The following is a 20,033-nucleotide window of genomic DNA, read 5'->3' on the forward strand; positions in this document are numbered from 1 at the left end:
CATGGGCGCATTTATCGGGTTCTTCGTGTTCTGGCTCGCCGGAAGCCTATTCGGTCCGTCGCACTACAGTCCGCCGGGCGATCCGGTGCCGGTGTTTCATGAATCGAGCGAAAGCGAGATGCGCTAGCGGCGCCGCTCGGCCGCCGGTGCGCGCGCCTCGAGCCGGTTGGCGTGGCGGTGCACGAGCCGCCACGCGCCGTCTTCGAACCGGAAGATATGCGTCACCCGGTTCGACCACTCGGCCGGCGCTTCGACGCCGGCGAGCCGGACGCGGAAGGTTTCGACATCCGTCGTGTAGGCCATCTCCGCGGTGACGACGGTCGTCAGGTTCTCGTACGCGACCGTACCGCCCGCGAACTGCGCCGCCGCCCAGGCCCACCGCGTGCGCACCGCGTCCCAACCGCGCTCGTACCCGCCCCACCCGTAAAACGCCGTCACGTCGCCGGCGTGCGAATACAGCGCCTGAATCGGCCGGGGGTCACCGCCGGCGGCGCGGCCGATCGCCGCGTGCAGCCGGTCAATCGCCGTGCGGAGCGCCTCGGGTACGTGCCCGTCCTCCCGGTCCATCGATGCCTCCCCGGCCGTGCGCCGGATCGCCCGGTCGCGTTTCTACTATCATGTCCGCCATATCCGCGCGGAGTGCGGCCTCACACGGTGCGCCCGAACACCCCGAGCGGCAGCAACGCGCTCACGACATACTGCCCCGCGTCCACGATCTCCGAGATCTTCAGGTCGACGCAGAGGCTGCAGAGCACGTAGGCGTCTTCGGCCGGCAGCCGGTGCGCGGCCGACAGGTGCGCGATCATCGCGCGGACCGCGTCCTGAGACGCGCGATACAGATCCGGCCCGACGCCGGTCGTACCGTACCACCCGCCGCCGTTGAGACGGGGCACGAGCGGCCCCGGGACGGCGAACTGCGGGGCCGGCAGGCGGCGCCCCTTCTGCACCGTGAGCCGCAGCGTGCCGCGCATCGGCGCCTCGATGCCGGTGATGCACACCTCGCCGTCGCCCTGGGCCGCGTGGGCGTCGCCGCAACTGAACAGCGCGCCGTCCGTCTGCACCGGCAGGTACAAGGTCGTGCCGGCCGTCAACTGCCGGACGTCCATGTTGCCCCCGAAGGCGCCCGGAGGCATGATCGCCTGCTCCCGCGCCCCGGCCGGGCACACGCCCATCGTCCCGAAAAACGGCTCGATCGGGATCGCGATGTCGTCGCGCAGGCGCGCCACGTCGCCGCCGGTGAGGTCGAAGACCCGGAGGTACGGCTCCGCGAAATCGTCCGGCAACAGGCCGCGGCCGGGAAAGAACGCGGTCCAGCCCCAACCGTCCGGACGGAGGTCCAGGATTTCGACCGCGAGGGTATCACCGGGAGCGGCGCCGCGGACGTACACCGGGCCTGCCAGCGGATACGACCGCCGGCGGTCCCGCTGTGCGAGCGACGCGGCGGTCGACGTTCGCGTGATCTGGTTGTCGCTGACGTCGCGGGTGTGCACGACGATCGCGTCGCCGCTGTCGATCGTGCACGCCGGCGGGTGGCGGGCGTCCCAGCTGTGGTGCACCCGGTCGGGAGGAACCGTATGCGTGGTCATGCCGTGCGGCTTCCAGGACGCGTGCGCGGCTCCTGCCCTGTCCCGGCCGTCCGCGGGGCTGCCGCCCGGTCTGCGCCGGGTCTCCGCCGGTCGGAGGAAGTGCCGGGGCGCGCGCGAATGGATGGCGCAATTTGATGCGCACGGCGTCGCACGCATGGCCCTCGCGGTTCGCCGAGGCGGCGATCCTCGCCGTCGTGTATTACGTCGCCGCCAAAGCCGGGCTGCGCCTCGCCTTCCTGAACCCCAGCGCGACACCCATCTGGCCGCCCACGGGCATCGCGATCGCGGCGCTGCTGCTCACCGGCACGCGGGCGTGGCCGGGCATCCTCGCCGGCGCATTCGCCGCGAACCTCACGACCGAAGGGACCGTCTGGACGTCGCTCGGCATCGCCGCGGGCAACACCCTCGAAGCCGCGGTCGCGGCGGCGCTGGTCGGACGCTACGCGGGCGGCCGGCGCGCGTTCAACCGCATCGAGGACATCGTGCGCTTCGCCGCGTTCGCCGCCGTGCTGAGCACCGCAATCAGCGCAACCGCCGGCGTGACCACGCTCGCGTCGGCCGGGTTTGTGCCGTGGCGGATGTACGGACCGGTCTGGCTCACGTGGTGGCTCGGCGACGCGACGAGCGCCGTCGTCGTAACGCCGGCGCTGCTGCTGTGGATCGAAGAGGCCCGTCGCGGCTGGACGGTCCGCGGCGTGGTGGAGCGCCTCGTCTTCGTCGCGGTGCTGCTGGTCGCGAGCGTGACGGTGTTCGGCACGCGGTATCCGTTCAGCTTCGCCATCGTGCCCCTGCTCATCTGGGCGGCGTTCCGGTTCGGCGCACGGGACGCGGCGACCGTCGTCGTGTTCGTGAGCGCCGCCGCGATCGCCGGCACGCTGCGCCGCGTCGGACCGTTCGCGCTGGCCGGCGACCCGAACATCGCGCTGCTTTACCTGTCGCTCTTCATGGCAATGATGTCGATCGTCGTGCTCACGGTCGCGCGCATCGTGGACGACCGAGCCGCGGCCGCCGAAGAGCTCCACCGGCGGGTGCGCGCGGAAGCGGACGCCAGGCGGACCGCCGAGCGCGCCGTCGCGCACGCAAACCGCCTCGCCGCCGTCGCCGCGGCGCTGTCTCAAGCGGTGGGCCCCGAGGACGTCGCCGCGGTCATCGTCGACCAGGCGGTGGACACGCTCCGCGCGCGCGCCGCCGCGATCTCCCTGTTTGCGGACGACGGCATCCAGATGGAACTCGTGCACGCCAAAGGGTATCCGGCCGAGATTATCCAGCGCTGGCGCCGCTTCCAACCCGCGCAGTTCGGCGGCGTCGCGGAATGCCTGCGGACCGGCCGGGTCATTTGGATGGCAACGGAGGACGACCTGGCGAAACGCTACCCCGAGCGCGAGGAACTGCCGCCCGGAATCCGGGGCGGCGCGCGGGCCGCGCTGCCGCTTATCGCGCACGGCGCCGCCGTCGGCTGCCTCTATCTCAATTTCGGCGCGCCGCGGCCGTTCGAACCGGACGAGATCACGTTCCTCACCACGCTCGGCCACCAGTGCGCCCAGGCCGTCGAGCGCGCGCGGCTGTACGCGCGCGAGCACCATGCCGCGGAAACCTTCCAGCGCGCCCTGCTGCCGGTCGCCATCCCGGAGGTACCGGGCATCGCGATCCACACCGTCTACCGGCCCGGCGCCCGGGAAGCGAACGTCGGCGGCGACTGGTACGACGTCTTCCGCCTGCCCTCCGGCAACGTCGTGATTTCGGTCGGCGACGTCGCCGGCCGCGGCCTCAGCGCCGCGGTGGTGATGGGCGAACTCCGGCAGACCATCAGAACCGCGGCCCTGGAACACGGCGACCCGGCCGCGGTCCTCCGGCAGGCAAGCGAGGCGCTCGTCCTGGCGCACGGCCGTGACGCGATGGCGACGGCGATCGTCGCCCTGCTCGATCCCGTGTCGTCGGTCCTCACGTACGCGACGGCCGGACATCCGGCGCCGGTGCTGGCGGCGCCCGGCGCCGATCCCGTCGTCCTGCCGGCCGCCGGCGTGCCGCTCGGCTACCTGTCCGCCGCCCAGGCGCCGTCGTGGAGCGTCTCCCTGCCGGCCGGGGCCCTGCTCATCCTGTACACCGACGGCCTGATCGAGCACCGGCGCGACATTGCGGCGGGACAGGAAGCGCTCGTCGAGGCGGCGCGGCGCGAGATCGAGGCGCCCGGAGACGATCCCGCGCTCGGCATCCTTGGCCGCGTACTCGGCGACGGGCGCTCATCGGACGACGTGGCGATCATCGCGCTCGCGGTGGATCGCGAACCGCTCAACCGGTTCGAACTGGCGCTGCCGGCGGAGCCGGAGAGCGCGGCGGTGATCCGGCAGACGGTGCGGAGGCTGGCGCAGGTCGCGGCGCTCGATCACGCCCCCGCCGCGGCCCTCGCGGTGGCCGTCGGAGAAGCGGTCAACAATGCGATCGAACACGCCTACCGCGTCGCGGGCGGGTCCGTGCACGTGAAAGGCGTACGCGACGACGCCGCGGTTCACGTTACCGTCACGGACACCGGCACGTGGCGTCCGGCGCCGCCGTCGGACGGCGGCGGCCACGGCCTGCGGCTGATCGAGCAGCTTGTCGACGCCGTGCAGATCCGCCACACGCCCTCGGGCACCACCGTCGCCATTACGATGCGCCTCTCGCGGCCGGCCGCCCCGCCCACCGCCGTCGTCCACGCGGAGGGCGGGCCCGGCTCCGAGGCGGGGCGCCCGCCCCGGAACGTCGGCGTCGTCATCGCGCAGGCCGCGGAACGGCCCTCCGGCCCGGCGGGCGCGCGGCTCGACACGCGGGACGGCGGCGCGATCGTCGAGCTCTACGGTGACCTGGATGCGACCGTGGCCGAAGTCGTCCGCGCGGCCCTGGCCCGGGCCGCGCGCGCCGAGGCCTCCGTGGTGCTCGTGTCGCTGGAGCGCGCCGACTACATCGACAGCCTCACGATCCGCGAGTTGTTCGCGTTCGGGCGGGACCTGGCGACGCGTCGGCGGTCGCTCGCGCTCATCATCCCGCCCGGTTCGCCGCTCGAGCGCGTGCTCACGATCGCCGGCCTGACGCGGCCGTACCGGGTGTTCGCCTCGGCGGCGGACGCGCGCCGTGCGCTCAAGGAGGTGACCGCCGGTGGCTGAGATGGCGGGCCGGCCCGTCCGCGTTGTGCCGCATTTCATGCGGTTGCACGAATGGATCGCGCTCGACGAGGGCTACTTCGCCGCGGAGGGCCTCGCGCCGGAGTTACGGCCGGACGTAATGCACCAAGTCTCGAGCCACGCGCGCAGCGAGTACTTCAAGCGGCCGCAGGACGCGCCGTTCTTCGGCGCCGTGCCGGTCGCGAACTCGGCGTGCGAGTGGGGATCCGTCTGCAACGCCGGCGCCGGGATGGGCCGGTTCGTCCCGGACCTTTACGGCGTCGCGCGCTTTGTGATTTTCGCGCGGCCGGCATCCGGCCTCCGCCGGCTCGGCGACCTTCGCGGCGTGCCGGTCGGCGTCGGGCTGATGGCCGGAAGCCACTTTACCACGCTGCGGACGCTGGAAGCCGTGCTGCCCAAGGACCAGATCCGCATCGAAAACGTCGGCGGCCCCGGCCGGCGGCTGCTTGCGCTGCGCGAGGGTGAGATAGCGGCGGCGACGCTGCTCGATCCGGAGATCCCACTCGCCGAAGCGGAGGGCTTCGTCCCGCTCGCCTCCGGCGAATTCCGCACGCTCTTCTGGGTCTCGCCCGGGATCCCGGCCGGCGTGCTGGCCGCGTACTTCAACGCGCTGCGCCGAGCGGACCGCGCGCTGCGGGCATCGCCGGATCGGTACATGCCGCTGTGGGCGCGCAACGTGCCGCCACATCTTTCGGGCGACCACGACTACGCGCGGTTCGGGCTCGGGGAACTGCTCGTTTTCGAGCCGTACCCGCGCGAGATCTACGATGAGACCGTGGCCTTCGTGCGTCGCTGGGGGCTCGGCGGCAACATGCGTGAGGACGCGTTCGAGGTGCTCGCCCTGACGACGGCTTGACCGCTACACGCATCGTCGGGTCGAAGAGCACGACAACCGCGTTCTCCGACAGCTTTCGCAGGTCCTTGAGAGGATTACGCGCAAACGCGACGGAAGTTCGGTGGAGTTTGCTCGATTGAGTGGGCGCGCCCCGCAGCGGCGACGTCACAATCGCAGCGCAGCGGGGGCACAATTCACTGCGATGTTCAGCGGTCATTCGGTGGGGGAGACAATCGGCGCGTCCTTCGGTACCAGCGCCCTTGACGTGCGCGAATTTCCGCGCCGCCCCCGACGTATCGCCCGCGCCGCCGCCGCTCTGCTGCTCCTCCTCACGTTCGCCGTCCCGTCGGGCGCGGCCTTCGCCGAGCAGCCCAGCGAACAACCGTCGTCGGAGCCGCCCTACATCGGCGACCTGATCGACGACGGCATCGGCCGCTATCAGGCCGGCGCGCCTACGCACGCGCTCGAGATCTTCCTCCAGGCGGCGCAGACGGATCCGGACGCTTCGCTGCCGTGGATCTGGGCGGGCATCGCGGCGACCGCGGCCGGCAAGATGCAGGACGCAGACCGGTACTTCAAGCACGGCCTCGCGGACCAGCACAGCGCGTTCCAGGATCGGATCATCCGCGGCTGGCTGGCGCGGCTCACGGTCTTTGCCGCCGCTCCGCAGCCGGCAAAGCCGGGCACGCCGCAGGCGATCGCCGCCCTCGCGAGGGCCACCAACCCTCGGCTGACGCCGGTCCAGGCCGAATGGCTCGGCGAGCGCCTCGTCACCGCCGCAAAGCAGCATCACGTCGACCCGTGGCTCGTCGCGGCCGTGATCTACGTGGAAAGCAAGTTCAACCAGGCCTCCGTAAGCAGCCGCGGCGCGATGGGACTCGGGCAGCTGATGCCGCACACCGCGCGCGCGGCGGGCGTGAACCCGCACGACGCGTGGGGCAATCTGCTCGGAACGTCGATGACGCTCAGTGCCTGCATCCGTGAGTTCGGCGACTGGCGTCTCGCGCTCGCGGCGTACAACGCGGGCCCGACCGCCGTCTACCGCTACCGCGGCGTCCCCCCGTTCGCGGAGACACGGTGGTACGTCACCGCCGTCCTCGCGGTCTACAAGCACATCCGGCCCGAATAACACCGATCCGCGCGACCCGGCGCTACCCCGCCGCCGATCCGTCCGTTCCCGCCGTTTGACGGTTCTCCGGACTGGAAAACGACACGACGAGGGGATGTACGGAGGTGTCGGGATGGCGGTGTTGCATGACGATCGAATTCCCATCGCGGCGGTTCCGGCGCACAGTGCGCTGCGGACGCTCCGGTTTGCGTTCACGATCGCCCCAATCGTCATGGGGCTGGATAAGTTCTTCAATCTGCTGGTGACCTGGCCGCACTACCTGGCGCCGGTGGTCTCGCAGACATTGCCGGTGCCGCCGGCCGCGTTCCTGCAGGCCGTCGGCGTGGTGGAGATCGTCGCGGGGCTCATCGTCGCGTTCTACCCGATCGTCGGCGGCTGGGTGGTCGCGGCGTGGCTGTGGGCCATCATCATCAACCTGCTGCTGGTGCCGGGCTACTATGACATCGCCGTGCGCGACTTCGGCCTATCGCTCGGCGCGGTCTCGCTCGCGCGCCTCGCCGCCGCCTTCGCCGTCCCGACGCAGCGCGGCGCGTTCCGGGACGAGGAACCCCGCCGGGCGGCGTAGCGTCCCGCGTCGGCCCGTCAAATCGCCGGGGCCGGCGATTACCGCCGGCCCCGGCACCTTACGCTCTATTCGCAGCCCTCGCTCAGAAAAACCTCCACGTCCCGTGCACGAAGTAGTAGGCCAAGACCCGGGTCCCGTAAAGGATGAACCGCATCAGAAGGTAGCTGATCGCCAGCAACTTCGCAAAGTAGACCGTCCAGAAGCGCAGGTCCCGCTTCGATGCGGCGGCGGGCACAGCCGGGTCACTGCTCGCAGGCGCGGACGACGGTCCCTATCGTCGAATCCCGATCGGCGCCGCCGCGGGCCGCGCCGGTCACCCACGTCGTCAGGTCCGCGAGCACGTCGCCCTTGCCGTCGAGACACTTGAAGAGCGCGATCGCCCGCTGGGTATCGATGCCGGCGTCCTGGGCCGCCGTCGCAAAGAGCGAGATCGAGTCGTAGAGGCCGGCCGCAAACCCGAGCCGGTAGTCGTCGCTGTTGCGCTTGAAATCCGACACGTGGGCGAAGAACGACCCCGGCGCGAAGGCCCGCTGGCACGCCCGCACGACGACGGCGACCACGGCCGTCGAGTCCGACGCGTCTTGGGCCGCCCCCGCGAGCCACGTACTCAGCTGCCCAAGCCGATCGCCCTTTTCGTCGATGCACTGGAAGAGGCCGACCGCGGCCGGACTGCTGAGCCCGGCGCCCTGCGCCGCGGCGGCGAACATCGACACCGCATCGTACATGCCGGCGGCGTAGCCCAGCCGGAACGGATCGGCGCTCGAGCGGAAATCGGCCACGTGTTCGAAGAACGACCGCGGCGTCCAGGCGGCGCCGGCGGCCGGCGGGGCGGCGGGACGTGGAGCCGCCGGAGCGGGCTGCCCGGGCGCGGGCTGGGCAGGCGCGGGTGCGGGCGGAGCCGCCGGGCGCGGCGGCGGCGTGCCGCCGGCCGCGGTGCGCACCCACTCTTCCCACGTCAGCTTCGCCGTATCGTTGAAGTAGGGCTTCACGTAGTTGATCGGGATGGCGCCGTTCAGGTTCTGCGCGTCGCGCACCCCGAACGCGTTGATGCCGATCACCTCGCCCTTCGTGTTGATGAGCGGGCCGCCGCTGGACCCGGGCGAGATCGGCGCCTGATGCTGGATGAAGCGATACCCGTTCTGCGGATCCAGCCGGATGCTCTCGACGATCCCCTCGGTCAACGTGAGCTCGAGCCCCTTGGGATTGCCGATGGCGATGACGCGATCGCCGACTTCGACCTTGTCGGAGTCTCCGACGGGGAGCGCCGGCAGGCCGGTGGCCTTGATGGTAATCACCGCGAAGTCTCGCCGCGGCTCGGCATAGATCACCCTGACGTCGGTGAACACATCGCCCCGCGGCACCTTGACGCGGATGTGAACGGCGCCCTGGTCCGGATCGATCACGTGGTGATTCGTCACGATGACGCCGTTCGGCGAGACGAGAAAACCGCTGGCGAGCGACGTGGTTTTGCCGGAGGCGTCGACCTGGGTAATGAAGACCACCGCCGGCGAGGCCTTGCGGTAGATCTCTTGAATCGAGGGGGCGGTGGGCGCCGCGGATGCGATCGGGACCGCGGACAGCGCCGCAACGAGACTCCAAGACAAAAACGCCGCGAAGGAACGGCGCCGGTGCGGTAGACCGGTCATTGTTTCCCTCTCCCCCCGGATACGAAATCCTTGCCGCGTCGGCGACTGCCGGTGGATCCTAATTACGGCCTCCAGAACTTCAATCCTCTGGCCCCGGACGGCTCGACGCTCATCAACAAATTGTACACCAAGACGATCAATACAATGACCACGCTCAAAGGGAAGACCGGCCGCCAGGCGGCCGGTCTTCTTGTGCGGAAGGCGCTGCGCGGCGCCCGGGCCGCATCCGGTCAGGCGGGCAGTGGGTGCGTTCTCCTGACCGGGGCAAACAGCCGTCCGGGCCGTCCCGGAGTCCCGAGCAGCGGCAGTACGTAGAAATCCAAACCGATGTACCCCGCGGTCTTCCACGCCAGCACCAGCCAGGTGGCGAGGATGAACAACATCGGGTTGGTGCTGACCGTTCCCGCCAGCAGGTAGTTGGCATTCATGAGACCGCCGAAGAACGCGGCGATCCCGGTGAACAACCCGAGCACGAGTCCGATGCCGACGGCGATTTCGCCCAGCGTAATCGCCCAGCTCCACGCAGCCGCGTGGGGGATAACGAAGTTACTCAAGAACGACGCGTACCAATGCGCGACGTTGGGATGCTCGCCCCCCGTCTTCGTCAGCGCGCCCTTCGCAAAGCCGCCAATCGCGACCCCGGCCTTCGAACCCGTCCAGGCGGGATTGCCCAGCTTCTCCGTCCCGGCGACCAGCCACTCATAGCCGGCATACAGCCGGACCAGCAGCCAGAACCACGCTATGCGGGTATCACCGAACAGGAATTGCGCCACCGGCGGATCCTCGACGATCGTGCCGCGCACCAGGACCTTCGCCATAATTCCACCTCCTCGCTAACTGACTTCAGTCTACGGACAGACGCCGCGGCGCGAATCGGGCGGGAGTCTGATTCGGCATCGGGCCGGAGGAGGAGCCGGTTCTAGTCCGCGGAGGCCGGCGTCACGATACGGTGCCGGCCTTAACGGTATAGTGATCGGAGGGTGAGCCGGCGAGAGCACCTTGGCGTCACAATCGAATGCGTGCGCGGCAACATCGCTGCGCAGGACGGCATCGACGCGGTGGTCAATGCGGCCAACGGCGCGCTGCGAACCGGCGGCGGTGTCGCCGGCGCGATCCATCGGGCCGCCGGACCCGGGCTCGAGGCCGAATGCCGGCCGCTGGCCCCGATCCGCCCGGGGCAGGCCGTGATTACGGGCGGACACAACCTGCCGAACCGACACGTCATTCACTGCCTGGGGCCGGTCTACGGCCGGGACGAGCCCGCGGATCGGCTGCTGGCCGCCTGCTACCGCAACGCGCTCGCCCTCGCGGAGCGGCACGGCCTCGCGTCGGTTGCGTTCCCGGCGATCTCAACAGGCGTGTTCGGCTATCCGATGGAAGCCGCGGCGCGCGTCGCGCTGCGGACGGTGCTCGACGAGATCCCGAGACTGTCGTCGGTCAAATACATCCGGTTCGTGCTCTACGGGCCGTCCGACGCCACGGTCCACACGCGGGTGCTCGAGGAGCTGCTTCCCGTCGGCTGAGGCGAACCTGTGTTAGGCGCCCTTCGACACGACCCCCCAACGGCGCGCCCATGCGAGACCTTCGGCGGTCCCGGCCGCCGGCCGGTATTCCAGCCCGACCCAGCCGTCGTAGCGGATTTCGTCCAACAGCTCGAGCAGGTACGGGTAGTTGACTTCGCCGCGGTCGGGTTCGTGCCGGTCGGGCACGCCGGCGATCTGCACGTGCGCGTAGGCGCCGGCGAGTTTGCGGATGTGCGTGGCGAGATCGCCCTCCATGATCTGGCAGTGGTAGAGATCGAGCTGGAGCTTGACGTTCGGCCGCCCGACCGCCTCGATCACCGCCATCGCCTCTCCGGTCGTATTCAAGAAATAGCCGGGCATGTCGCGCGTGTTGATGGGCTCGATCAGCACGGTGATGCCGTGCTCCGCGGCGAGGTCGGCGGCCCGCCGAATATTGCCTGTGTAGACGGCGAGCCCTTCGGCGCGATCCCGTCCGGCCGGCCAGTTGCCGGCCATCGGATGGATGCGGCAGCAGTCCAGCGCCAGAGCGTACTCAATCGCCCGTTTCAGACCGGCTTCGAATTCACGCTCGCGTCCGGGCAGGGCGGCCGTTCCGCGCTCACCCTTGGCCCAATCGCCCGGCGGCAGGTTGAACAGCGCCTGCGTCAGGCCGGCTCGTTTGAGCCGCGCCGCGACCTCTGCGGCCGGGAAGTCGTACGGGAAGAGGTACTCGACGCCGGTAAATCCCGCCGCCGCGGCCGTCTCGAACCGATCGAGGAAGCCGGCCTCCTGAAACATCATGGTGAGATTGGCCGCCAGCTTCGGCATTTGGGCTCCCCCCGTCCGGTCAGGCCGGCGTATCCGTGAGTCCGAGGCTCCGGAGATGCGCGAGGGCGCGCGGCACCGCCGTGCGTCCCGGCTCCTCACCCTCGTATTCGACAGAAACCGCGCCGCGGTAGCCGGCGGTGCGCAACAACTCGAGGGCTCCCGCGTTATCGATCCGGGCGTCGCGTCCATCCTCCCCCACTTGAGTGAATTTCGCGTGGACGTGGCGGGCCAGGCGCGCCGTGCGGACGATCGACGGCCGGCCGTCGATGAAGTTCCCCGTGTCGAGCAGGAGGCTGAGCGCCGGGCTGCCCACCGCGTCGAAGATCGCCGCCACGTCGGCGGCGGTCTGCACGAAGCCGCCGTGGTTGTGGTTTTCCATAACCAGCGGCACCCCGGCCGCCTGGGCGCGGGCGCACACCGTCTTGAGCGACGCGATCATCGCGGGCCACCGCTCGGCGCGATCCCCTTCGGGCCAGCCCGCGAACGTCCGCAGGAACCGGCTCCCGAGATCCCGCGACACCTTCATCCATTCGACCGTCCGGTCTTCCTCCGCGCGCCGCCGCGCCCCGTCGGTCAGGCCGAAGTTGTTCATGAGGGCAATGTTGACGATCTGGAGTCCCAGGCGCGAGGCGGCCGCCGTGAGCTCGTTGATCCGTGCCGCGGTCGGCCCGCCGATGTGCTTGTCCTCGAGTTCCACCGATCGCAGCCCCAATTCCTCGGCGCACACCCGGAACCAGTCGGTCAGGCTCAAGCGCCCGCCGTTGATCTCCGGCGCGTACGATTCCGAACTGCACGAGAGATACATGGGCTACTCCTGAGGAACCGGGGTGGACACGCCGCCGGTTCGGATGCTGGTGTACGCGGCCTCGAGTACGGCGATGCTCTGAAGGGCCTCCGACACGCCGACCGGCGGCGCCGCCTGGGCCAGGCAGGCGTCGATGAACTCGCGGTCCTCGTCGACGTAACCCCACAGCGTCACGCGGTCCGGCGACGGCAGCTGCTCCCACGGCGCGTCGGCCGTCTCGCGCGTCGTGTACCGGACGCGGTCGAGGTCCTCCGAGACGAGCAGCGCGTGATCGCCGTACAGCTCCACGCGCTCCTGGGGCGCCGCCCACGACGCGTGTCCGCACGTGCTGAAGACGACCGGCCGGTCGCCGTGGCAGCGTAGCAGCATCGCGATGTCGTCGTAGTCGGGGTAGCAGCTGCGCCGGCCGAGCGCCGAGACCTGCTCGACGGGGCCCACCAGCCACCCGACCATGTCGACGAGATGCACGGCGGTATCGTACATGAAGCCGCCGCAGATCTCGACGTTCGTGTACCAGCTCGGGGTCAGCATGTCGCCGTCGTTGATCTTCACGTTCGCGGAGTACGGGACAAACCCCGCGTCTACATGGGATTTCAGGAAACGGTACGACGGCGACCAGCGCCGGTTGAACCCCATCTGGTAGACCCGGCCGGAGCGCCGGACCCGCTCCGCGACCGTCCGTCCGTCGGCGAGCGTGGTCGCCATCGGCTTCTCGCAGAAGACGTGAAGCCCACGGTCGAGCGCGTCGAGCACGACCCGGGCGTGGAAGGCGTTCGGCAGCGTCACGAAGACCGCTTCCGCGCCGGCGTCGGCAAGGTCCCCGACGTCGCGGCACGGCTTCGCCCCGGCCTCGGCCGCCGCGGAGCGGGCGGCCTCCTCTGCCGCGTCGGCGACGCCCACCACCCGCACGCGGTCGTCGCGCGCGAGCGCCTCCAGGTGCCGGCGGCCCATCGCGCCGGCGCCGATCAACCCCACCTTCACGCCCACGGTTCGATCACCACTTTCATTGAATCCGGCGCCATCGACTTGCGGACGGCCGCCTCAACCTGCTCGAGTGGGAACCGGTGCGAGACGAACCGGTCCAGCGGATAGTGCTTTCGGTAGCGCGCCATCTGCCGCAGGCTGGGTCCGTAGCTGCCCACTTCCTCGCCGCCGACGCCGAGCATGCGGACGCTCTTGGTGCAGAGGTGCCGGTGCGGATTGATGGGCACGTCGCCGAGGTCGGAGAAGTTGCCGGCCTCGACCAGGAGCCCGCCTACGCGGAGCATCTCGAGCGCCTCCGGGATCACCTGCGGGACCCCTGCGCACTCCACCACCACGTCGGCGCCGCGGCCGTGGGTAAAACCGCGCACGGCTTCGAGGCGCTCGGCCGCGGTCAGCCGGCCGGCGTCCAGCACGTGGTCGGCGCCGAGCGCGCGCGCCATCTCCAGCCGGTACGGCGAAAGGTCCACCGCCGCGATGATCCCGGCGCCGAGCATCCGCGCCTTCATTAGAAAGCACATCCCGAGGGGCCCGGCGCCCAGCACGACCACCGTGTCGTCGAACAGAAACGGCACGTCGGGCACGGCCGACATCTGCTTGGCGCGGTCCAGCCCGACCGTCACCGCCATGACCTCGGTGAGCACGGCGATCTCGTCCGGCACCCCGTCGGGCACCCGCACGAGGAAACTGCCGGACACGACGTACAGGTACTCCGCCCACCCGCCGAATAGATGCGGGGCGTCCGCGGCGCTCATGTTGTTGCCGTAGTCCACCATCCGCTCGCAGAAGTAGTACGGGAATCCGCGACGACAGTAGTAGCACGTGCCGCACACGACGTTGGTGCCGACCACGACGCGGTCGCCGACCGCGAGGGGCGTCCCCTCGACGTCGCGGTAGGTTCCGTCGCCGCCGATCGCGGCGACCGTCCCGACGTTCTCGTGGCCTTGGATGATCGGGAACGGAATTTGGCGCGGCGCCGCCGTGCCGGCGTACTGCGTCGTGTAGCCCTGATACGTGTGCTTGTCGGTGCCGCAGATGCCGGACAGCCGCATTTTGACGAGCGCGCACCCCCGCTCCGGCTCCGGCAGCGGATACTCGCGAATCTCGTAGCGCCCGGGCGCGACCAGGGTCGCGGCCCGCACGCGGCCGTTCGCCGTCGCCGCGGGCGGGCGGGTCGGTCGCCCGGCGGCGGGCGTCATTCGAAGATCCAATCCTGCAGTTCCACGCCGAGGCCGGGCCCCTGCGGAACCTGCACCATGCCGTTGTCGACGACCAGCGGCGTCTTCAGCGTTTGCTGGTAGACGGCCGCGGGGAACGCCGGGGGATCGTCCGGGAACTCGAAATAGGTGACGTTGGGAATCGCCGCGGCCAGGTGTAAGTTGGCCACCGTGCCGAGCGGGTCACCCCAGGTGTGCGGCGTCAGCTCCACGTTCATCGCCGCCGCCGCCGCCGCCAGCGCGCGCATGCGCAGCAACCCCTCACACAGCGTGACGTCCGGTTGCAACACGTCGTAACAGCCGTCGCGCAGGAGCCGGTCGAGCTCCGCATATCCTTGGTTGACCTCCCCCCCCGCGATCGGGACCGGGGACGCCTCGCGCAGGCGGCGCAGCTGCTCGTAGGCGTGCCGCGGCAGCGGCTCCTCGAGCCACGTCACGTCGTACTCCGCGAGCGCCCGCGCCGTGTCGAGCGCGCGGTGGTAGCTCCAGTGCGGACCCGGCAGCGGGGCGCCGTCCACGTCGGTCTGGTTGGCGTCGGCCATGATGGCCATGCCGCCGCCGACGGCCTTCCGCACCGCGGCGATCTGCGCGACGTCGCCGGCCAGCGTCTCGTTGTGGATCCGCAGCTTGATCGCGCGGTAGCCCTCGTCGCGCAGTCGCTTCGCGTCCTCGGCGCGCTGGGCCGGCGTGCGGTTCTGGCCGGTGGACGCGTAGGCCGGCAGCGCGTCGCGGCAGTTGCCGAGCAGCTTGTAGACCGGCAGACCGGCGACCTTACCCAGGATGTCCCACAGCGCGATCTCCACGAACCAGACCGCGGTGCCGAAGTACGGCCAGAGGTAGCGCAGCGTGCCGGCGTGTTTCTCGATCCGCAGCGGATCCTCGCCGACCAAGTACTGCGCAATCCGCGCGACGCACTGCTCCTCGGCGCCGTAGAACTCGTGGCCGGCGATGCCGTAGACCCCGGCGTCCGTGTCGATCCGCACGTACGCGAGGTGGATCGCCTCGACGATCTGGCCCGGCGCCCACGCCGGATGAAACGGCGCCGGCAGCGGAACGTCCACCTGGCGCGTCCGAACCTTCGTGATGCGCATGCCCGCCCCCGGGTACGGCGTCTCGGAGTGCTACGCACGCGGCCGGCCGCGCACGGTCGCGAGCGCCTCCTCGATACCGGGCTTATCCAGCACGAACGCCATGGGGCCGATCTGCTCGTCGTACACGCCGGCCGGAATGGCGTCCTTGACGCTCTCTTCGAGCACATGGTACACGGGGAGTCCCAACGGGACTCCGGCGAGCGGTCCGGCGTAGCTGGGGTCGCCGTCGGTCAGCGTGAGCGCGACCATGAGCGTGCTGGCGGCGTTCGGCGTGCCGAGCACCACCACCATCCGGTCGCGATCGCCGGCCTCGACGAGCTGCTGGATCCTCCCCTGCTCCTCCAGATCCATCGCGCCCGCCGACGTTCAGACGAAGCACTGCGTCGCGGCGTAGACGACCCGGCCGCCGGCGCTCTCGGCGCAGGCGGCGATCGCTTGGGCCGGAATGCCGTCGCGTTCCCCGAGGGCGAGGACGAGCTTGCCGTGCAAATCGATCATGCGACCCCTCCTCCGGCCGGCGGCGTCTCGTTGCGCTCCAGCAGCAGGCTGACGCCGTCCGCCATGTTGGTCATGCGGCCGAGAAACAAGCTGCCCTTCGCCACAAGCTGCACCCGCCGCAGCCGGCCGTCCGAGAGGCCGGCGATCGCGTGCGGCAGGTACGCTACCGCGGACGCGATGTGCCCCTGCGTCGGCGAGAAACCCGGCATCCCGTGCGCCGCGATGAAGGCGTCCATCCCCGCGCGGTCGATCTCGCCGCCCTGCGCGGCCAGCGCGGCGATCATCTGGTAGTTGCGGTACGGCACGTCGCCGGATCCGGCGGGCTCCGTGATGTCCGGGTTGTGCAGTTCGACGGCGTACCGGTCCACGTCGGACAGCCGCAGGCCGGCGGCCCGCAAGGGCGCCGCGGAAAGCACCTGCGCCATCTGGTGAGGCGCGGCGCCGTCGCCGACCCGATGCACCGCCGCGGCGTCGAGGCGCAGCACCGGGCTGCGCCCGTCGTCCGGCACGACGTCGACCGCGGCGCCGACGATGACGTCCTCGAGCACCGGATAGCCGGCGGCCACGTGGCCGCGGTACTTCATGCCCAGCTTCGCCAGCGAGCCGCCCGCCACCACGACCACGCGCCGGTGCACCCCCGCGGCGACCAGCGCGCCGGCCACCAGGAGCGCGTGCAGCGGACTCGCGCAGAACGACTTGACGTCCGACGCCCCGGCGGTGCGCACGCCGGCGAGTTCGCCGATCGTCTTGGCGAGGTTGCCGCCGCCCCGCTGGTATCGGTCGCCGACCGCCTCCTCGCCGCACCCGAGGAGATAGTCGACGGTCCCGTCCGCGGGCACCGCATCGAGCAGCGCCCGCAGGGCCAGCGCGCCGGTCACCTTCGCGGCGAGATTCTCCAGCAGCACCGCCGCCGCCAGCGACTCGTCCTGTTCGTGTCCGGGCACGAGGACGCCGACCGTTTCGTCGGGGGCGCGGCGCAGCGGCTCGGCGCCGCGCGCCGCCGCCCGCGCCAGGTCGGCCGCGGCCATCGTCTGGATCTGGTCCGGCGCGCCGAAACTCCGCAGCGTCTTCGCGAACTCGGGTGTGACGTACAGCAGGCTCGCCGTATCCGCACGCGCCAGCCAGGCGTAGAACTCCGTCTCGTCGAGCATCCGCCCGGCGGGCCCCTCCGCGCGCGCCCCGTCCACCGGCCGGTCATGCCACGGCCGGGGAATCCCGCGCAGCGCCTCCGGCGGAAGCGCGCCGAGCATCACCTGGTGCGGCGGGTATCGCACGGCGTCCTCGAACGACCGCAGGTGCCGCACGAGCGCCTCGCGCTCCGCGGCGCCTCGGGACGCCAGCTCGCGCCGCGGTTTGGATCCGGCCGCGATCAGCCCCGGCGTGTGGGCGATGGCGAACCGCGCCGCGCGCACGACGGGCCGGAGGCCGAGGACCGGTCCGGCGCCTTCAGTAGTCAAGGTACGTCTGGCTTCCGAGGCCGTAGTTGTCGAAGTGGCCGAAGATCGGCGAATACGCCCCGGACACGGCCTCGAGATCCAGCGGCCCGGCCGCCGGCGTGCGGACGTCCGGGCGCTCCTGGTCGAAGACCACCTCGCGGCCGCCGATGACGCGCGGCATCGCCGGCAGCGGATCGGCCGGCGCGAGGGTGCCCGTGCTCACGATCGCGTCCGCCTCCGGGACGCTGAACAGCAGCGGCGGCTCCGACGTGCCGGTCTCTGCGAGCGCCGGCGTCATCCTGACCACCTTGATGTCCGACTCGATCGTGAGGAACGTCGTCTTGATGCCGGCGCGCTCGAGGCTCTGAATCGTCATCATCACCTCGAGCAGGTCGTTGCCGCCGTGGTTCCAGGTGACGAGCGCGCCCTCGGCGCCGAGCATCGACGCCAGCTTGGCGGTCTGGTACGCGCTCAGGCGTTTCTCGTCGAGCCCGCCCCAGCGCGTGCGCGAGATGATGGAACCCAGCCACGCGACGTCGGTCCCGTCGCGGTCGTACAGGGCGCCGAGCACCGGGTTGTTCACGTGCAGCCACGTACACTTGCCGGGATACGTCACGACCGCGTCGCCGGCGACCGCGCCGTCGAGGATTTCGTTGGGGTGCAGCAGCACGGGCAGGGCGTGCTGCGTATACCCGTAGATGCCGGTGCCGATGCCCGGGACCATCGACGCGTTGAGGGTGTGCACGTGCACGACGCGCGGCCGCCCCGCGGCCGGCGCCGCCAGCCGGTACCCGCGCCGCTCCGGCGGCGTCTGCCCGCGCACGAGCTCCGCGAGATCGGCCGCCACGCGGTGGGCGGCCCCGCGCAGCGCGTCGTTCCAGGACGTCAGGTCGAGGTCCGGCAGCGTCTCGATCGTCAGCGCCACGTACCGCAGCGTGCTGTAGACGGTCACGGCGCCGGGGCCCGACATGTCGATGAGGCTGTCCGTGGCCGCGCTGACCGTGCGGCGGATGTGCGGGAGCGCCTCCGAGGCGATGAGGACGCCGAAACCGGCGTACCGGTGCGTCACGCCGTCGCCGACGGTGTCCGGAGCGTGGCCGCAGATGCCGGGATAGGTATGGCCGGGGCCCTCGACCTTGACGCGCGGCTCGATCACGTCGCGCACCTGTACGATCCGGGCCGCCTCGCCCGGTTGGACGAGATCCACGGCGACGCGGCGGATACGGCGGTCTTCCCGCACGAGCGCGGCGACGCGGTCCGTGTCGACCACGAGCCGGCCGTCCTTCCACCCCGCCGGCGCGCCGGAGGCGACCTCGCGAACGGGGAAGGTGCCCACGATCAGGTTCATCGGAACCGTCATCGCGCCGCCACGGCCGTGGCGGCGTCCTCGAAGAGCGTGGGGCGCTCCACCCCGGTCCCGAGCGCCCGCAGCGCGCGCTCCACCAGGCGACGACGCACCTCGCCGTCCTCGTCGGCCGGCAGCGCGGGGTCCCCGCAGACGTGCTCGATCTTGACGCCCTGCACGACGCGGTTCGCGCCGGCCTGCATCGCCAGGGGCGGCAGCGCGCTGATGACAACCACCGGGATCCGCCGCCGTTCGATCTCTTTGCTGATCGTTGCGCCGCAACGATTGCACGACCCTCAGGTGGCGACGAGCAACACCCCGTCGATGCGCTCCTGCCAGAGCAGCTCCGCGATCTCCTTGCCGTTGCGCACGCAGTCCGCGAACCGCTGGTCGTTACCGGTCGTGGTGCAGTAGAAGTCGGCGAGCCGCGCGAACACGCCGCGGGTTTCGAGGTCGCGCAGCGCGTCGAGCGGCAACACGACGTTGGGGTTCTCCGACGCCGGCACGTTGTAGAAGCCGCCGTGGACGCACTCGAACTCCGCCGGCGACAGGCGCTTCCGCCCGTCCAGCTCGTAACGCCGCCAGCGGGTCTCGCTGCACCGCTTCAAGTGGTCCGGATTCCCCTTCGGCACGATCGCGCCGGTCGTCACGACGGCGATCGTCGCGTGCGGCAGGTCCGCGACCGGCGGCGCGGGCGCCACCGCCTCGTACCCTTCCACCGGCAACTCGGTGCGAAACGGCGTTCCGGCGAGTTTGGCGACGAGCATGTCGACGGCCCGCCGCGCGCCGGGGAGCGCCCGCGTGCCGGGACGGCGGACGCCGCGGGGCAGATAGCCCTCGTCCTCCGCCGGGCCGGCCGGGATCTTCGCGCCGAGCTTGAGCGCGAGCGGCACGATCGCGGCGATCGCCGCGCCCATGCCGGCGGCGGTGCCCGCGGTCGGCACGACGTAGGCCTCCCGGTACATGAGGAGCCCGGGATTCTCCGGGTACATGCCGCTGACGGCCGAAATCCCGAGGTCCGCCGCGATGCGGCACACCTCGACGCACGCCCGCCCGTACCGGCCCGCGGCGAACGCCGGCCCGGCGATCACCACGTCGGGACGCTGCGCGTCGAGCCAGGCGCGGACCGCCTCGGCCGCCGGCCCGATCTGCTCGTTGAAGTAACTGTCGCCGCATACCATCGTGGAGACCACCGCGCCGCGCGGGCCGAGGGCCGCCTGAATCGCGCGCCCGGGGCCGACCGCGCCGTCCTTGACGGCCGGCGGCGTGTCCGCGCGCTCCTCGCCGCCGATCCCGGCGAAGAACTGGTTGATGTAGTGCGCCACCCGCAGCCCGTGAGCGTCCATCGCGCCTACCCGCTCCGCACGTTGTGCCCTTCGCGAATCACCCGGCCGCCGCCGCGACGCCGCGC

The 20,033-nt window shown here is 71.0% G+C and carries 20 protein-coding genes; 6 read left to right on the plus strand and 14 right to left on the minus strand.

The features are described 5' to 3' along the window. Window position 1: 1 nt before the first annotated feature. Window positions 2-127, plus strand: coding sequence for a hypothetical protein (locus VFL28_15065; protein HET7265984.1), 126 nt, complete (start codon window positions 2-4; stop codon window positions 125-127). Here VFL28_15065 and VFL28_15070 read toward each other — a convergent pair. Together VFL28_15070 and VFL28_15075 are read right to left on the minus strand one after the other, a co-directional pair. Further along, complete coding sequence (locus VFL28_15070) at window positions 124-567, minus strand: nuclear transport factor 2 family protein (GenBank protein ID HET7265985.1); 444 nt, start codon at window positions 565-567, stop codon at window positions 124-126. The two genes, VFL28_15065 and VFL28_15070, sit on opposite strands and share 4 nt — an antisense overlap. Window positions 568-647: 80 nt before the next feature. Further along, on the minus strand, window positions 648-1,586 hold the full coding sequence (locus tag VFL28_15075) for an acetamidase/formamidase family protein (GenBank protein ID HET7265986.1): 939 nt from the start codon (window positions 1,584-1,586) through the stop codon (window positions 648-650). A 134-nt stretch (window positions 1,587-1,720) separates the two neighbouring features. On the opposite strand from VFL28_15075, the gene VFL28_15080 reads away from it, so the two are divergent. From VFL28_15080 to VFL28_15095, 4 genes are all read left to right on the plus strand, one after another. Continuing rightward, window positions 1,721-4,726: an MASE1 domain-containing protein gene (locus VFL28_15080; protein ID HET7265987.1), complete on the plus strand. Its 3,006-nt coding sequence runs from the start codon at window positions 1,721-1,723 to the stop codon at window positions 4,724-4,726. After that, the gene (locus VFL28_15085; protein ID HET7265988.1) at window positions 4,719-5,600 is read left to right on the plus strand and encodes a hypothetical protein; all 882 of its coding nucleotides are present in this window, start codon (window positions 4,719-4,721) and stop codon (window positions 5,598-5,600) included. Before VFL28_15080 ends, VFL28_15085 begins: the two co-directional genes overlap by 8 nt. Before the next feature lie 199 nt (window positions 5,601-5,799). Continuing rightward, window positions 5,800-6,708 (plus strand): lytic transglycosylase domain-containing protein, encoded by a 909-nt coding sequence (locus tag VFL28_15090; GenBank protein ID HET7265989.1) that lies wholly within the window; start codon window positions 5,800-5,802, stop codon window positions 6,706-6,708. A gap of 112 nt (window positions 6,709-6,820) precedes the next feature. Further along, window positions 6,821-7,273: a hypothetical protein gene (locus VFL28_15095; GenBank protein HET7265990.1), complete on the plus strand. Its 453-nt coding sequence runs from the start codon at window positions 6,821-6,823 to the stop codon at window positions 7,271-7,273. 82 nt (window positions 7,274-7,355) lie between these two features. Here VFL28_15095 and VFL28_15100 read toward each other — a convergent pair whose 3' ends face one another. From VFL28_15100 to VFL28_15110, 3 genes are all read right to left on the minus strand, one after another. After that, window positions 7,356-7,508 (minus strand): hypothetical protein, encoded by a 153-nt coding sequence (locus VFL28_15100; protein ID HET7265991.1) that lies wholly within the window; start codon window positions 7,506-7,508, stop codon window positions 7,356-7,358. 7 nt (window positions 7,509-7,515) lie between these two features. Beyond that, entirely contained in the window at window positions 7,516-8,919 is a 1,404-nt protein-coding gene (locus tag VFL28_15105; protein HET7265992.1) for a trypsin-like peptidase domain-containing protein, read from the minus strand. A 230-nt stretch (window positions 8,920-9,149) separates the two neighbouring features. Continuing rightward, window positions 9,150-9,737, minus strand: a complete 588-nt coding sequence (locus VFL28_15110; protein ID HET7265993.1) for a DoxX family membrane protein — start codon at window positions 9,735-9,737, stop codon at window positions 9,150-9,152. Window positions 9,738-9,899: 162 nt separating this feature from the next. On the opposite strand from VFL28_15110, the gene VFL28_15115 reads away from it, so the two are divergent. Then, window positions 9,900-10,442, plus strand: a complete 543-nt coding sequence (locus VFL28_15115) for a macro domain-containing protein (GenBank protein HET7265994.1) — start codon at window positions 9,900-9,902, stop codon at window positions 10,440-10,442. A 12-nt stretch (window positions 10,443-10,454) separates the two neighbouring features. On the opposite strand, the gene otnI is transcribed toward VFL28_15115, so the two are convergent. The 9 genes from otnI to VFL28_15160 are packed head-to-tail and all read right to left on the minus strand — an operon-like array spanning window position 10,455 to window position 19,968. After that, window positions 10,455-11,249 carry a 2-oxo-tetronate isomerase gene (otnI, locus tag VFL28_15120; GenBank protein HET7265995.1) on the minus strand — a complete coding sequence of 265 codons (795 nt, stop codon included), beginning with the start codon at window positions 11,247-11,249 and terminating at the stop codon, window positions 10,455-10,457. Between the two features lie 19 nt (window positions 11,250-11,268). Beyond that, window positions 11,269-12,054 carry a sugar phosphate isomerase/epimerase family protein gene (locus VFL28_15125; GenBank protein HET7265996.1) on the minus strand — a complete coding sequence of 262 codons (786 nt, stop codon included), beginning with the start codon at window positions 12,052-12,054 and terminating at the stop codon, window positions 11,269-11,271. A gap of 3 nt (window positions 12,055-12,057) precedes the next feature. Beyond that, window positions 12,058-13,041, minus strand: a complete 984-nt coding sequence (locus tag VFL28_15130; protein HET7265997.1) for a Gfo/Idh/MocA family oxidoreductase — start codon at window positions 13,039-13,041, stop codon at window positions 12,058-12,060. Beyond that, complete coding sequence (locus tag VFL28_15135; protein HET7265998.1) at window positions 13,032-14,177, minus strand: zinc-binding dehydrogenase; 1,146 nt, start codon at window positions 14,175-14,177, stop codon at window positions 13,032-13,034. The genes VFL28_15130 and VFL28_15135 overlap by 10 nt, the downstream gene beginning before the upstream one ends. Window positions 14,178-14,230: 53 nt before the next feature. Beyond that, window positions 14,231-15,343, minus strand: coding sequence for a mandelate racemase/muconate lactonizing enzyme family protein (locus VFL28_15140; protein HET7265999.1), 1,113 nt, complete (start codon window positions 15,341-15,343; stop codon window positions 14,231-14,233). A gap of 30 nt (window positions 15,344-15,373) precedes the next feature. Then, window positions 15,374-15,841, minus strand: coding sequence for a glycine/sarcosine/betaine reductase complex selenoprotein A (grdA, locus tag VFL28_15145; protein HET7266000.1), 468 nt, complete (start codon window positions 15,839-15,841; stop codon window positions 15,374-15,376). Then, the gene (gene grdC / locus VFL28_15150; GenBank protein HET7266001.1) at window positions 15,838-17,298 is read right to left on the minus strand and encodes a glycine/sarcosine/betaine reductase complex component C subunit beta; all 1,461 of its coding nucleotides are present in this window, start codon (window positions 17,296-17,298) and stop codon (window positions 15,838-15,840) included. Before grdC ends, grdA begins: the two co-directional genes overlap by 4 nt. Continuing rightward, window positions 17,288-18,637 carry a glycine/sarcosine/betaine reductase component B subunit gene (locus VFL28_15155; protein ID HET7266002.1) on the minus strand — a complete coding sequence of 450 codons (1,350 nt, stop codon included), beginning with the start codon at window positions 18,635-18,637 and terminating at the stop codon, window positions 17,288-17,290. Before VFL28_15155 ends, grdC begins: the two co-directional genes overlap by 11 nt. Next, a complete protein-coding gene (locus tag VFL28_15160; GenBank protein ID HET7266003.1) occupies window positions 18,634-19,968 on the minus strand; it encodes a glycine/betaine/sarcosine/D-proline family reductase selenoprotein B in 1,335 nt (444 codons plus the stop codon). The genes VFL28_15155 and VFL28_15160 overlap by 4 nt, the downstream gene beginning before the upstream one ends. Window positions 19,969-20,033 lie beyond the last annotated feature (65 nt).

The sequence above is a fragment of the bacterium genome, assembly GCA_035691305.1.
In the GTDB taxonomy this organism is placed as follows: Bacteria; Sysuimicrobiota; Sysuimicrobiia; order Sysuimicrobiales; family Segetimicrobiaceae; genus DASSJF01.

Coding starts and splice junctions, on each gene's coding strand:
- VFL28_15065 (HET7265984.1), top strand. CDS start 2: ATGGGCGCATTTATCGGGTTCTTCGTGTTCTGGCTCGCCGGAAGCCTA.
- VFL28_15070 (HET7265985.1), bottom strand. CDS start 567: ATGGACCGGGAGGACGGGCACGTACCCGAGGCGCTCCGCACGGCGATT.
- VFL28_15075 (HET7265986.1), bottom strand. CDS start 1,586: ATGACCACGCATACGGTTCCTCCCGACCGGGTGCACCACAGCTGGGAC.
- VFL28_15080 (HET7265987.1), top strand. CDS start 1,721: ATGCGCACGGCGTCGCACGCATGGCCCTCGCGGTTCGCCGAGGCGGCG.
- VFL28_15095 (HET7265990.1), top strand. CDS start 6,821: ATGGCGGTGTTGCATGACGATCGAATTCCCATCGCGGCGGTTCCGGCG.
- VFL28_15105 (HET7265992.1), bottom strand. CDS start 8,919: ATGACCGGTCTACCGCACCGGCGCCGTTCCTTCGCGGCGTTTTTGTCT.
- VFL28_15110 (HET7265993.1), bottom strand. CDS start 9,737: ATGGCGAAGGTCCTGGTGCGCGGCACGATCGTCGAGGATCCGCCGGTG.
- otnI (HET7265995.1), bottom strand. CDS start 11,249: ATGCCGAAGCTGGCGGCCAATCTCACCATGATGTTTCAGGAGGCCGGC.
- VFL28_15125 (HET7265996.1), bottom strand. CDS start 12,054: ATGTATCTCTCGTGCAGTTCGGAATCGTACGCGCCGGAGATCAACGGC.
- VFL28_15140 (HET7265999.1), bottom strand. CDS start 15,343: ATGCGCATCACGAAGGTTCGGACGCGCCAGGTGGACGTTCCGCTGCCG.
- VFL28_15155 (HET7266002.1), bottom strand. CDS start 18,637: ATGACGGTTCCGATGAACCTGATCGTGGGCACCTTCCCCGTTCGCGAG.